We start from the raw sequence: 13,091 nt of genomic DNA on the forward strand, positions 1-13,091 counted from the left end.
AATTGCCACCGAATTGGCCGCTCTGCAATATTTCGCGTGGCGGTGTCGCGTGGTATGCGGGCGCAGCAATTCGGAAAACGCCATGTATGACATCTGCACCGAAACCCCCAGCGATGAAGCCGAGGTCGAAGCCCTCTATGACCTGTGTTTCGCGCCGGGGCGAACGGCGCTGTCGTCTTATCGCCTGCGCGAAGGGGTGCCTCGGGTCCGCGATTTGTGCCTGTTGCTGCGCGGCGGCGGTGTGCTGTTGGCGGCGATCCGGTTCTGGCCGGTGCGCGTGGGCGGGGTGCCGGCGCTGCTGTTAGGACCAATCGCCGTTCACCCGACCGCGCAGGGCGAAGGTCTGGGCGCGCTGTTGATGCGCGAAAGCCTGTCGCGCGCTCAGGCGCAGGGCTGGCCAAGGGTGCTGCTGGTCGGCGATGCGCCCTATTACGCGCGGTTTGGGTTCGCCCGGCTGAACGGGGTCGATATGCCGCCGCCGACCAACCCGGATCGGGTGTTGGGGCTGGAACTAAGCCCCGATGCGTGGGTTGGTGTGTCAGGCCCGGTGACGCGCGAAACATCGCCCGATGTGCTGGCCGGGCTGTCCGAAATCGCAACGCTGCCCCCCGCGCCCTGTGCGCCGATGACCCCAAAGGCCACCGATGACCCCGCAAATGGTTCTGCCCCCGATCAATGACCCGCTGATCCACGCGCAGGTGGACCGGCTGGCCCGCCGCTATCTGGATGCGGGCGGGTTGGGGATGCACATTCTGTCGATCATCGGTGACCGCGCCGACCGGCTGATCGACCGCCTGCCGGTATCCGTGCGCGATCAGATGGACGGCGTCACGCGCGCCGCCCTGAACCGCGCGTTCGACGCCGCCAGCGGGTCGCGCCGGATAATCCGAGACCGGGGCGACTGGTTCAACCGGCTGGCCTCGACCGTCAGCGGTGCGGCGGGCGGTATGGCGGGGTTCGGCGGCGCGCTGATTGAATTGCCGTTTACGGTCACGCTGCTCTTGCGGGCGATGCTGGACATCGCCGCCGAACACGGGCTGGACCCCGACAGCGAGCCCGTGCGGATGGAATGCCTGCGCATCTTCGCCGCCGCCGGTCCGCTGGATGATGACGACAACGCCGATCTGGGCCTGTTGGCGGCGCGGCTGTCGGTGACGGGGCAGACGGTGCAGGGGCTGATCACCCGCGTCGCGCCGCGCTTGTCGGTGTCGCTGGGTCAGAAACTGGCGGCGCAATCCGCGCCGGTCTTTGGCGCGGTTGTGGGCGCGACGATCAACTTCACCTTTGCGCGGTTTTATCAGGAGCTGGCGCGCGTCCATTTCGGCCTGATGCGCCTGTCCAATGAAACCGGCCTGCCGCATGAGGCCCTGACCGAAGCCCTGCACCTGTCCATCACCCGCCAAAAACCGCAAACGCGGCGTTAATATCTCTGTGCTGAAATATCCCGGGGTGAGACGGATCAGGGAAAGGTCCAGTGGACCTTTGCCCCGTCGAACGCACGCCCCTGTGGGGCGGGCTAGGGGGCTGGCCCCCGCCTGCCGCGGGACGCAAAAAAGGGGGCCGCAGCCCCCTTTTGATTTACGCCAGCATCCCCATCGGGTTTTCCAGATGTTCGACAATCGCCTGCAACAACTGCGCGCCTAATGCGCCGTCGATGACGCGGTGATCGACCGACAGGGTCATCGACATGACGTTGCGGATCACGACCTGATCGCCTTCGACCACGGGGGTTTTGATGCCCGCGCCCACGGCCAGAATCGCGCCATGCGGCGGGTTGATCACGGCGTCAAAGTTTTCGATCCCGAACATCCCCAGATTCGAAATCGCAAAGCTGCCGCCCTGATATTCCTGCGGGGCCAGCTTTTTCGATTTGGCGCGGTTGGCCAGATCCTTCATTTCCGCCGACAGGGCCGACAGGGTTTTTTGCTGCGCGTCACGCAGAACCGGCGTGAACAGCCCACCTTCGACCGCGACCGCAACCGCCACATCGGACGGTTTCAGTTTGACAATCCGGTCCCCGGCCCAGATCGCGTTTGCGTCCGGCACCTGCTGCAAAGCCAAGGCGCAGGCTTTGATGATAAAGTCGTTGACCGACAATTTCACCCCGCGCCCTTCCAGCTGTTTGTTCAGCGTGGCGCGGAACTCCATCAGCGCGTCCAGTTTGGCGGACCGGCGCAGATAGAAATGCGGGATCGTCTGTTTCGCCTCGCCCAGACGGGCGGCAATGGTGCGGCGCATCCCGTCCAAGGTCACTTCTTCGTAGTCGCGGCCGTCATACATTTTCAGGATGGTTTCCGCGCTTGCCGCTTTCGGCGCAGGGGCCGCAGCAGCGGGGGCCGGGGCGGCGGCGGGTGCCGATTTCGCCGGTGCCGCGCCGGGCTTGGCGTTTTCCACATCGGCTTTGACGATGCGCCCATGCGGACCCGAGCCGGTGATCTGCGTCAAATCCAGCCCCTTATCCGCCGCGATCCGACGGGCCAGAGGCGACGCAAAAACCCGTTCGCCATCCTTACGCGGGGCGGGCGCATCTTTGGGTTTGTCCTGCGCTTTGGGTGCTTCGGCTTCGGCTTCGGCTTTCGCCTCGGCGGGCGGGTCTTTCGCCGCAGGCGCGTTGCTGGTTTTGATGTCGTCCGCCGATTCGCCATCTTCGATCAGAACCGCAATCGGCGTGTTAACCTTAACGCCCTGCGTTCCCTCGGCGATCAGGATTTTGCCGACGGTGCCTTCGTCCACGGCCTCGAATTCCATGGTCGCTTTGTCGGTTTCAATCTCGGCCAGAATATCGCCGGATTTGACGGTATCGCCTTCGTTGACCAGCCATTTGGCCAGCGTCCCTTCCTCCATCGTGGGGGACAGGGCGGGCATCAGGATTTCGGTTGCCATGATCGTTCCCCCTTACCGATAGGTGACTTTTTTGACCGCCGCCACGACCTCATCAGCCGTAATCAGCGCCAGTTTTTCAAGGTTGGCCGCATAGGGCATGGGCACGTCCTTGCCGGTGCAGTTGATGACCGGGGCATCAAGGTAATCGAAGGCGTTTTCCATGATATAGGCCGACAGGTGGTTGCCGATGCTGGCCACCGGGAAGCCTTCTTCCACGGTCACGCAGCGATTGGTTTTCATCACCGAGGCGATCACCGTGTCATAGTCGATCGGACGCAGGGTGCGCAGGTCGATCACCTCGGCGTCGATGCCATCCTCGGCCAGCTTGTCGGCAGCGGCCAGCGCATGGGCCATGCCGATGCCAAAGCTGACGATGGTCACGTCGCTGCCCTTGCGGGCGACGCGGGCCTTGCCGAACGGGATGGTAAAGTCGGGCAGGTCCGGCACCTCGAAGCTGCGGCCATACAGGATCTCGTTTTCAAGGAAGATCACCGGATTCGGGTCGCGGATCGCGGTTTTCAGCAGACCCTTGGCGTCGGCGGCGGAATAGGGCTGCACGACCTTCAGACCGGGAACCTGCGCATACCAGGCGGCGTAATCCTGGCTGTGCTGCGCCGCCACGCGGGCCGCTGCGCCGTTCGGGCCGCGGAACACGATGGGGCAGCCCATCTGACCGCCCGACATATACAGCGTTTTCGCGGCCGAGTTGATGATGTGGTCCATCGCCTGCATGGCGAAGTTGAAGGTCATGAATTCCACGATGGGCCGCAGACCGGCCAGCGCGGCACCCGTGCCGATACCGGCAAAGCCGATTTCGCTGATCGGGGTATCGACCACGCGGCGCGGGCCGAACTTGTCCAGCAGACCTTGGGAAATCTTGTAGGCGCCCTGATATTCGCCAACTTCCTCACCCATCAGGAACACGGTGTCGTCGCGTTCCATTTCTTCGGCCATGGCCTCGCGCAGGGCTTCGCGGACGGTCATGGTCTTCATCGGCGTGCCTTCGGGCCAGTCGGGGCTGTCGTCGGGCTGCGGGGTTTTCACCTGCTCGACCGCCGAAGCCGCAGGCTGATCGTCGGCCTTTTTTTCCTCGTCCGAGGATTTGGCCTGCGCGGGTGCGCTGGCGCGGGGGGCGGCGTCTTCCACCGACTCGCCTTCTTCGACCATGACGGCGATGGGGGTATTCACGGCCACGCCTTGCGACCCTTCGGCCACAAGGATCTTGCCCAGAATACCTTCATCGACCGCCTCGAATTCCATCGTGGCCTTGTCGGTTTCGATTTCGGCGATGATGTCGCCGGCCTTGATCGTGTCGCCCTCTTTCTTCAGCCATTTGGCCAGCGTGCCTTCCTCCATGGTCGGCGACAGGGCGGGCATCAGGATTTCGGTTGCCATGTGTTCAGCCCTCCCCTCAGGCGTTTTCTTCGGCGCTGCCTTGCGGCAGATCGCTGGCATAAATGTCAGTCCACAATTCGCTTTCGGCCGGTTCCGGGCTTTCCTTGGCGAATTCGGCGGAATCGTTCACGATGTCCTTGATTTCCTTATCGATGGCCTTCAGGTCATCTTCGGATGCATGGCCACCGTCCAGCAACATGGTGCGCACATGCTCGATGGCGTCGCGTTCGTCGCGCATCTTTTGCACCTCTTCGCGGGTGCGGTATTTCGCCGGGTCCGACATGGAATGGCCGCGATACCGATAGGTCATCACTTCGAGGATATACGGCCCCTTGCCCGCGCGGCAATGGGCGACGGCCTTTTCACCGGCGGCCTTGACGGCCAGCACGTCCATGCCATCGACGCGTTCGCCGGGGATGCCGAACGCCTCACCCCGACCATAAAGCGTCGTGGATTTGGTCGAACGGGTCATGCTGGTTCCCATGGCGTATTGGTTGTTTTCAATAACGAAAACAACGGGCAGTTCCCACAGCTCAGCCATGTTATAGGTTTCGTAAACTTGGCCCTGGTTCGCCGCGCCGTCCCCGAAATAGGTAAACGTCACATTGTCATTGCCCAGATATTTATCGGCAAAGGCCAGCCCCGCGCCCAGCGGAACCTGCGCCGCGACGATGCCATGCCCGCCATAAAAATGCTTTTCGCGGCTGAACATATGCATCGAGCCGCCCTTACCCTTGGAATAGCCGCCTTCGCGACCGGTCAGTTCGGCCATCACGCCGCGCGCGGACATGCCGCAGGCCAGCATATGCCCGTGGTCGCGGTAACTGGTGATGCGTTTGTCGCCTTCTTTGGCGCAGGCTTCCAGACCGACGACAACGGCCTCTTGCCCGATATACAGGTGACAGAACCCGCCGATCAGGCCCATGCCGTAAAGTTGCCCTGCCTTTTCCTCGAACCGGCGGATCAGCAGCATGTCGCGGTAATATTTCAGCAATTCGTCTTTCGACACATTGGACGGTGCGTCTTGCGCAGCGGGCTTGCGGGCCATTCGGTATCCTCTCGCAGGCGGTCGATAGTTCAGCGTTAAACTATCACTAGCGGATCGAAAAGCATGGCGCAATGCCGGTTGCGCAACAGTATAATGACAGTCAGCGCAAGATTATTTCGTCGGCCCGGACCACGCCCAAAACGTCGCGCGCGCGTTCGTCCAGCAAATCCAGATCCAGATAATCATTCGACAGCCGCCGGGTCAGGTTTTGCATCCGCGCGACATCGGCCCGCAGGGCATCGCGCTGCGATTCCAGTTCGGCGGTTTCCGATTCAATCTGGATGCGCCGCAAAATGCCCGAAGGCCCCTGCACGGCGGCAAAGGCGAAATATAAACCCAGAGCCGCGACAATCACGACGAAGACGGTCGAACCAATGGACAGGCGTTGCATCATAGCGCAATCATAGCCCAGAGGCGCGGGCAGGGGAATCCCCGGCGTGATCGCGGAATGTTTTTTCGATATTCGCCGCCTGTTCGGCCAGACCATAGGGCGCGTTCAAAATCCACATCCCCGATCCGACCATGGCGTGACCCGGCCGGGCGGGGGCGAAGCAGACTTCGGACCGCAGGGCGTCGTGATCCGACAGCGCGGCCAGCATCGGTTCGTGGCGGTTGTCGGTCAAAATCGGATACCACAGCGCAATCACGCCGACATTCCATTTTCGCGCAATCTGGCCGATCTGCTTTGGAATCGTTGCATAATCGGCCTTCACCTCATAACTGGGGTCGATCAGCAGCAGGCCCCGGCGCGGGGTCGGCGGACAAACGGCCTGCGCCATGTCGAACCCGTCGCGGTGATGCACGGTCGCAAATCCGGCCACCTGCATCAGCGCCTGATGCTCTGCCGGATGCAGTTCGGCCAGATGCGCGCGATCATCGGGGCGCAGAAAATGCGCGGCAATCAGCGGCGATCCGGGGTAAACATCGGCGCCGCGGCTGGTTCGGATCGCGGACAGCGCCCGCATCAGCGGATGATCCGTCGCCAGCCAGTGTTCCGCCATGGCGCGGGTGATGCCCGCCGCCGCCTCACCGGTTTTCAGCGATTCGGGGGCGCTCAGGCGATACAGCCCCCGCCCGGAATGGGTTTCCAGATAGGTTAACGGTTTGTCCTTGGCCGTCATGTAATCCATGGCCGCCGCCAGCAGCGCATGTTTGTGCAGATCGGCCAGATTCCCGGCGTGATAGGCGTGTTGATAACTCAGCATGGTTGTTCCTAACCCCAATGCCTGCCGCGCGCCAAGCAAGAAAGTTGCGGCGGCACCAAAATTGGGAGGAGGAAGGAGGTGCCGCCGCATAACGCCAGCCCAAGGGAGGAGGGAGGGCCGCGTATAAATCGCGGTGCCAGCCGGAGGGAAGGCCGTTACCGCGACGCTGGCAGGGAGGAGGGCCAGCGTATCAAACTGCCGCATCGCGCGGCGAATGGGGCGCGGCGACCCCAGGGAGGAGGAGGGGGTCGCCGCGAAACGCAGGCCCAAGGGAGGAGGGGGGCCGCGTATAGGGTGCGGTGCAGGCCGGGAGGAGGAAGGCCCCACCGCATACGCCAGCAGGGAGGAGGGGCTGGCGTATCCGTGTGCCGCAAAACAGGGCGGCTATGTCTTTGGCGGCGACCCCAAGGGAGGAGGTCAGGGGCCGCCGCAAGCAGCCAGAACCAAAGGGAGGAGGACGGTTCCGGCGCTGTCTTTTGGGCGACACCCCCAAGGGAGGAGGAAGGGGTGTCGCCAGTCCCGCCCAAGGGAGGAGAGGGCGGGTATTCTTATTTCGTCGAACCCCAGGCCGCTTCATGGGCCAAGCGCGTGATCATCGACCGGCTGATGCCCAGATCGTCCAGATCGCGTGCCGTCAGGGCATTCAATTCGCGAATGGTCTGATCATAGACAGCCCGCCGCGCGCGATTTTCCTGATACCGGCGGATCATATTCGTGAAACGCGAACGGATGCCTGCGGTGGTCTGTGCGTTTGCGGCAATTGCCATGGTCGTTATCCTTTGTTCTTGTTGGGGTGGGCGCGGTGGCCCCGTCAGCGATCTGCCCCGGTGGACGGTTCGCCTTTCTTGCCAACAATATGCCCCCGATGCTGCGCCTGCACAATGATTGCGTTACCAATTCTGCTATGCAGCAAATGCATAACGGTTCCTGACCTATGTGACGCTTTGACACTGAAATAATGACATAATATTTAACGTTGAATTACCTGTTTGCGGTAACTTTTAGACAGGTTTTGGCGCGTTTTCTGCCCATTTGGATAGGTATGATGTCTGGCTGGACGGATTGGTTGAGCCTTGCCACAGCTTCGTTCATGATTGGCGAAAAGTTTCATGATTGGACCATCACATGACTGTCAGCCGCGAAGTTGTCCTTAGGGAAGTTTCGGATATCGCCTTGCCGCAGGGCGGCACCCTGGGGCAGGCGGACGTGATCCGCGCCCTGACCATCGACGGCACCACCGTGCGATTCGTGATCGAGGTCGCCAATGCCGACACCGCCCGCGCCATGGCCCCCGTCGAAACCGAGGCAAAACGCCGCATTGCCGCTTTGCCCGGCGTCGAACAGGTGCAGATCGTGCTGACGGCCCCCGCCGCCGCGCCGTCATCGTTGAAAATCGGCGGTCATGCCAAACCGCAGGCTGGCCCACAGGCGATTCCCGGCGTGCGCCACATCATCGCCATCGGTTCGGGCAAAGGCGGCGTCGGCAAATCCACCGTAACGTCGAATCTGGCGGTCGCCTTGGCGCGTGCGGGGCAGCGGGTCGGGCTGCTGGACGCCGACATTTACGGGCCGTCGCAGCCGCGCATGATGGGCGTCAGCGGTCGCCCCGAAAGCCAAGGTCAGCGGATTGAACCCCTGCGGGCGCATGGCGTCACCATCATGTCGCTGGGCCTGATGCTGCACGAAGGCGAGGCCGTCGTCTGGCGCGGCCCCATGCTGATGGGCGCGTTGCAACAGATGCTGCAACAGGTGAACTGGGGCGAACTGGACGTGCTGCTGATCGACCTGCCGCCGGGGACGGGCGATGTGCAATTGTCGCTGTGCCAAAAAGCGCCGGTGACGGGCGCGGTGATCGTGTCCACGCCGCAGGACATCGCGCTGCTGGATGCGCGCCGGGCGATTGATATGTTCGGCAAGCTGAAAACGCCGGTGCTGGGGCTGATCGAAAACATGTCATCCTATCACTGCCCCAATTGCGGGCATGAGGCGCATCTGTTCGGCCATGGCGGCGTCGCGGATGAGGCCCGCAAACTGGGCGTGCCGTTCCTGGGCGAATTGCCGCTGGAATTAGAGGTGCGGATCGCCGGAGATTCCGGGCGTCCTGTGGCCTTGGGGTCGGGCGTGACGGCGGATGCCTATGGCCGGATCGCGGAACGGTTGGTGCGGGATGTGCTGACCTGATCGCTCAGGCATCCGCCGGGACGCGTCGGTCGCCAAACAGATCGGCCAGCACCGTCAGCCGGTCCAGATGATCCAAAGCCACGGCCAGATCGGTCGTGGTGCCGCAGATATGCAGGGATTCATCCATCATCCGGCGGGTCTGCGCGCGGATCGCCGCGTCATCCGGCGCGTCTGCGCAGCCCACGGCGGCCCGTGCGCAGTCAAAGGCCCCCGCCCGATCATCGCGCGCCGCCGCCGCGCGCCACCGGTCCAGAAGCTGCCGCGACATCCGCGACGGCAGCCGAACCGCGCGCCCATGCAGCCACGCCTGTTCGCGCGACATCTCGCCCACTGGCGGGGTCAGCGTCACCGCCCGCCGCAGCGCCCAGGCGGTGACTCCATCTGGAAAGGCAATCACGCCCAGCCGCGCCTGTTCGGGCGCGCTGATCCGGCTTGGCAGATCGTTGATGCGCGACAGCCAGTTTTGCCCGGTCGCGCGGGTCAGGCTGACCGCCGCGCGCAAGCGCAGCCCCGGCGGCGCGGTCGTGATGGGCATGTGCAGCCGGTCAACGATGCCGGCGACGGCCAGCCGCCGGATCTGGTGCAGGTCCGGCGCGACGATGCGCGGCTGCGGCTGCCCCCGCCAGCCCCCCAGATTGGCCAGATGCAGCGCCGCGCAGGACCACAGCGTCGCGCCAATCGCGATATGCAGATCGGGCGCATCGCCATCGTCCTGCAAGGCGGCCGCAAATGACCCATCAGGCCGCTGCGCATTCATCAGATGGGCCAGCAAAGGCGCAACATCATGGCCCGGATCGACCAGCCCGATACAAAAGATCATCCGCGCGAGGCTTAGCGTGCAGGCCCGTTCGACCGCCATCTGCGCCAGCCTCTGACAGGATTGCAGCATCTGCCCGACATTCGCCGCGTGCTGCAAGCGCGGCTGAATCGCGCCAAATTCATAAAACCGCATCAGCAGATCAGCATAAAACCGGCAATAATCAGGGTCCGGATCGGCGGGCAAGGGGGCGGTCAGCGCCTGTTCCGCCATCTGGGGCAGATCGGTCGCATCGCCAAGCGCAAGACGCAGATACAGCGGTTGATCCATAGCCTCGCTCAGATGCTGGCAGGCCAGTTGCCAGCGGGGGTCATCATGGCAGATCGTGCGGCCCGCCAGCACCAGTTCGGGCCATGGGCGGTCGGTATCCCCCGCCAGAACACGCGCCGCCGCATCCCGAATCAGCGGCGCGGTCAGGCACCATGACGCCACGATTTGCAGCGATGACGGACGCCCCCGCAGCCCGGTCAGAACGGCGGCGACCTGTCCCACCTCGGCCATGGCGGTCAGAGCGTCGGGATCCAGCCCCTGCGGGTCATCAATATCGGTGATCTGTTGCTGCAGCCAGTCGATGCCACGCGCCGACAGCACATTGACCAAGCTATGATACGCCCCGTTCACGTCTGAATCCTAATCCTTTGTCCTGTTTATGTTGTTTTGCGTATCCGGGCCAAAATCAAGCATTTAAATATACAAGTATGATTCAAATGCGTCGCAAATGCGTGATATATTGCGCCAAATCGGCCCGGTTGAGCGATTGCGCCGGGGCGCGCGGCGGGTTAGACGGCGGGATATGACAAACCGCCCTGAACTTCCGCCCGAAATCGCCCGCCGCCGGACCTTTGCGATCATCTCGCATCCCGACGCCGGTAAAACAACGCTGACTGAAAAGTTTTTGCTGTATGGTGGCGCGATCCAGATGGCGGGTCAGGTCCGCGCCAAGGGCGAGGCGCGGCGCACGCGGTCCGACTTTATGAAGATGGAACAGGATCGCGGGATTTCGGTCAGCGCGTCCGCGATGTCGTTTGATTTCGGCAATTACCGCTTTAATCTGGTGGACACGCCGGGTCACAGCGATTTTTCCGAAGACACCTATCGCACGCTGACCGCCGTTGATGCCGCCATTATGGTGATCGACGGGGCCAAGGGCGTGGAAAGCCAGACCCGCAAACTGTTCGAGGTGTGCCGTCTGCGCGATCTGCCGATCCTGACCTTCTGTAACAAAATGGACCGCGAAAGTCGCGATACATTTGAAATTATTGATGAAATTCAGGAAAATCTGGCGATTGACGTGGCGCCCGCCAGTTGGCCCATCGGGATGGGGCGCGACTTTATCGGCTGTTACGACATGCTGCATGACCGGTTGGAACTGATGGACCGCGCCGACCGCAATAAGGTGGCGGAATCGGTGAAAATCAGCGGTCTGGACGATCCGAAACTGGCCGATTACGTCCCCGCCGATCTGCTGGACAAGCTGCGCGAAGATATTGAAATGGCGCGGGAATTGCTGCCGACCTTTGACCGGCAATCCTTTCTGGAAGGCCATATGACCCCGATCTGGTTCGGCAGCGCGATCAACAGCTTTGGCGTGCAGGAACTGATGACCGGGATCAGTGAATACGGCCCTCCGCCCCAGCCGCAAAACAGCGCCGAACGCGACATCGCCCCCGAAGAACGCGCCGTCACCGGTTTCGTGTTCAAGGTTCAGGCGAATATGGACCCCAAACACCGCGACCGGGTGGCCTTTGTGCGGCTGGCCTCGGGGCATTTTGAACGCGGCATGAAGCTGACCCATGTCCGCAGCAAAAAGCCGATGGCGGTGACGAACCCGGTTCTGTTTCTGGCCGCCGACCGCGAATTGGCGGATGAGGCATGGGCCGGCGACATCATCGGCATCCCGAACCACGGCCAGTTGCGCATCGGTGACGCCCTGACCGAAGGCGAAGGGCTGCGCTTCACCGGCATCCCCTCATTCGCGCCCGAATTGCTGCAAAGCGTGCGCGCCACCGACCCGATGAAGGCGAAACATCTGGAAAAAGCCCTGATGCAATTCGCCGAAGAAGGCGCGGCCAAGGTGTTCAAACCGATGATCGGGTCCGGTTTTATCGTCGGCGTCGTCGGCGCCCTGCAATTCGAGGTGCTGGCCAGCCGCATTGAACTGGAATACGGAATCCCGGTGCGATTTGAATCGTCGCAATTCACCAGTGCCCGTTGGATTTCCGGCCCCAAGGATGAGGTCGAAAAATTCGCCAACGTCAACAAAGGCCATCTGGCGCAGGATCATGACGGCGATCTGGTCTATCTGACGCGGCTGCAATGGGACATCGACCGCGTGGAACGCGACCACCCGGAATTGAAACTGACCGCGACCAAGGAAATGATGGTATAGGATCACGCGACTGCGACAACTGGCGCACAGGGTCTGGGATGGCCTTGGTGTCGAGATGTTGCGGGATGCCGTGAAATGGCTGGTCGGCATCGTCGGTATCGCGGCGCTGTCGGCGGTTTTGACGGGTGTTGGCACATTTACATGGCTGGAACGTGGCTGGAATTGGTTCGGCGCAACCAATGCCGTCAGCCAAGTGAACCAACGTCTGTCCCCGGACGCGGTCTATCGGCTGCCGTTCCATCACCGTGTGCAGCTGAGGGGTGGGCTGTTTCTCTCGGTGACGCCTTCCATGGGTGATGCCCGCGCCACCCTGACCGACGCCAGCGGGCGCGATCATAGCGGCGCTATCACGATGTCACGATCCTATTTCATCGACGCCAAATGCGACAGGATCGGGGTTCATCTGATGCAACGCCCGGCCCGTGGCACGACCGAGGCGTTAATTCTTTACACCCAAGATCGACTGACAACGGATGATTGCCGGGGCTTCTGGTCGCGGCTGTGGAACTAGGCCGCCCCAATCGGGCGGCCTTGGTGATCCGGCCCGATCAGTCGCGCGGCGCGTCCTGCAACAGCTTCGCCCAGAAGGTCAGTTCCTTCAGCGTCGAATCCAGCGATCCTTTCAGGTTGCCTTCGATTTCGGCCATGGGTTTGTCATCGCCCAGCGGCGAGACCTTAAAGAAATCCGACCCGCCGATGTGAACCGCGTTGCGCAGCGGCACCATCTGCAATTCAATCGCCATCAGCCGCAGCTGTTCCAAGGCGCGCGCCCCGCCCATGCTGCCATAGGCAAGCGCGGCCATCGGTTTGCGGTTCCATTCCTTATACGCCTGATCCAGTGCGTTTTTCAGCGCGCCGGTGATGGACCGGTTATATTCCTGAACGATAAAGAAAAACCCGTCAAATTCGGCCAGCTTTTTCTGCCACGCAACCGCGCGGGGATCGCTGGATTCCATCCACAGATTCGATGCGGGTTCGTTGAAAAACGGCAGATCGGCGTCGCGCAGATCAACGCGTTCAAAGTCCAGATCGGCGTGATCCTGAACCTGTTCCATCAGCCAATCGGTCGGCTTATCGGCAAAACGGGTGTCGCGGGTCGATCCGATGATCACGGCAATGCGGGGTTTGGACATGTCGGCACCTTTTGGGGTTTGTGATCTGGGTCAACGCGGC

General features: G+C 62.4%; 13 protein-coding genes. 5 read left to right on the top strand and 8 right to left on the bottom strand.

Translation table 11 applies throughout. The annotated features are described in order from the left end of the window. Nucleotides 1-82: 82 nt before the first annotated feature. Nucleotides 83-679 (top strand): GNAT family N-acetyltransferase, encoded by a 597-nt coding sequence (locus Q4G20_RS08275; RefSeq protein WP_303342958.1) that lies wholly within the window; start codon nucleotides 83-85, stop codon nucleotides 677-679. Then, complete coding sequence (locus Q4G20_RS08280; protein ID WP_303342959.1) at nucleotides 645-1,424, top strand: EcsC family protein; 780 nt, start codon at nucleotides 645-647, stop codon at nucleotides 1,422-1,424. The genes Q4G20_RS08275 and Q4G20_RS08280 overlap by 35 nt, the downstream gene beginning before the upstream one ends. 154 nt (nucleotides 1,425-1,578) lie before the next feature. Here Q4G20_RS08280 and Q4G20_RS08285 read toward each other — a convergent pair whose 3' ends face one another. From Q4G20_RS08285 to Q4G20_RS08310, 6 genes are all read right to left on the bottom strand, one after another. Next, on the bottom strand, nucleotides 1,579-2,883 hold the full coding sequence (locus Q4G20_RS08285) for a pyruvate dehydrogenase complex dihydrolipoamide acetyltransferase (protein WP_303342960.1): 1,305 nt from the start codon (nucleotides 2,881-2,883) through the stop codon (nucleotides 1,579-1,581). A gap of 12 nt (nucleotides 2,884-2,895) precedes the next feature. Next, nucleotides 2,896-4,278 carry a pyruvate dehydrogenase complex E1 component subunit beta gene (locus tag Q4G20_RS08290; protein ID WP_303342961.1) on the bottom strand — a complete coding sequence of 461 codons (1,383 nt, stop codon included), beginning with the start codon at nucleotides 4,276-4,278 and terminating at the stop codon, nucleotides 2,896-2,898. A gap of 16 nt (nucleotides 4,279-4,294) precedes the next feature. Continuing rightward, on the bottom strand, nucleotides 4,295-5,326 hold the full coding sequence (gene pdhA / locus Q4G20_RS08295; protein ID WP_303342962.1) for a pyruvate dehydrogenase (acetyl-transferring) E1 component subunit alpha: 1,032 nt from the start codon (nucleotides 5,324-5,326) through the stop codon (nucleotides 4,295-4,297). Between the two features lie 100 nt (nucleotides 5,327-5,426). Further along, nucleotides 5,427-5,720 (bottom strand): septum formation initiator family protein, encoded by a 294-nt coding sequence (locus Q4G20_RS08300; RefSeq protein WP_303342963.1) that lies wholly within the window; start codon nucleotides 5,718-5,720, stop codon nucleotides 5,427-5,429. 7 nt (nucleotides 5,721-5,727) lie between these two features. Then, nucleotides 5,728-6,531: a 23S rRNA (adenine(2030)-N(6))-methyltransferase RlmJ gene (locus Q4G20_RS08305; RefSeq protein WP_303342964.1), complete on the bottom strand. Its 804-nt coding sequence runs from the start codon at nucleotides 6,529-6,531 to the stop codon at nucleotides 5,728-5,730. 548 nt (nucleotides 6,532-7,079) lie between these two features. Continuing rightward, nucleotides 7,080-7,298, bottom strand: a complete 219-nt coding sequence (locus Q4G20_RS08310) for a DUF1127 domain-containing protein (protein WP_303342965.1) — start codon at nucleotides 7,296-7,298, stop codon at nucleotides 7,080-7,082. A 358-nt stretch (nucleotides 7,299-7,656) separates the two neighbouring features. Between Q4G20_RS08310 and Q4G20_RS08315 the strand changes: the two genes are divergently transcribed. Continuing rightward, nucleotides 7,657-8,712, top strand: coding sequence for an Mrp/NBP35 family ATP-binding protein (locus tag Q4G20_RS08315; RefSeq protein WP_303342966.1), 1,056 nt, complete (start codon nucleotides 7,657-7,659; stop codon nucleotides 8,710-8,712). Nucleotides 8,713-8,716: 4 nt separating this feature from the next. Here the strand turns inward: Q4G20_RS08315 and Q4G20_RS08320 are convergent, their stop codons facing one another. After that, on the bottom strand, nucleotides 8,717-10,150 hold the full coding sequence (locus Q4G20_RS08320) for a hypothetical protein (RefSeq protein ID WP_303342967.1): 1,434 nt from the start codon (nucleotides 10,148-10,150) through the stop codon (nucleotides 8,717-8,719). A gap of 172 nt (nucleotides 10,151-10,322) precedes the next feature. On the opposite strand from Q4G20_RS08320, the gene Q4G20_RS08325 reads away from it, so the two are divergent. Both Q4G20_RS08325 and Q4G20_RS08330 read left to right on the top strand, forming a co-directional pair. Beyond that, a complete protein-coding gene (locus tag Q4G20_RS08325; RefSeq protein ID WP_303342968.1) occupies nucleotides 10,323-11,918 on the top strand; it encodes a peptide chain release factor 3 in 1,596 nt (531 codons plus the stop codon). A 70-nt stretch (nucleotides 11,919-11,988) separates the two neighbouring features. Next, nucleotides 11,989-12,429, top strand: coding sequence for a hypothetical protein (locus tag Q4G20_RS08330; RefSeq protein ID WP_303342969.1), 441 nt, complete (start codon nucleotides 11,989-11,991; stop codon nucleotides 12,427-12,429). A 37-nt stretch (nucleotides 12,430-12,466) separates the two neighbouring features. Here Q4G20_RS08330 and Q4G20_RS08335 read toward each other — a convergent pair whose 3' ends face one another. Beyond that, nucleotides 12,467-13,051: an NADPH-dependent FMN reductase gene (locus Q4G20_RS08335; protein WP_303342970.1), complete on the bottom strand. Its 585-nt coding sequence runs from the start codon at nucleotides 13,049-13,051 to the stop codon at nucleotides 12,467-12,469. Nucleotides 13,052-13,091: the final 40 nt, after the last annotated feature.

It is taken from the genome of Paracoccus sp. (in: a-proteobacteria) (assembly GCF_030538495.1).
Taxonomy (GTDB): Bacteria; Pseudomonadota; Alphaproteobacteria; order Rhodobacterales; family Rhodobacteraceae; genus Paracoccus.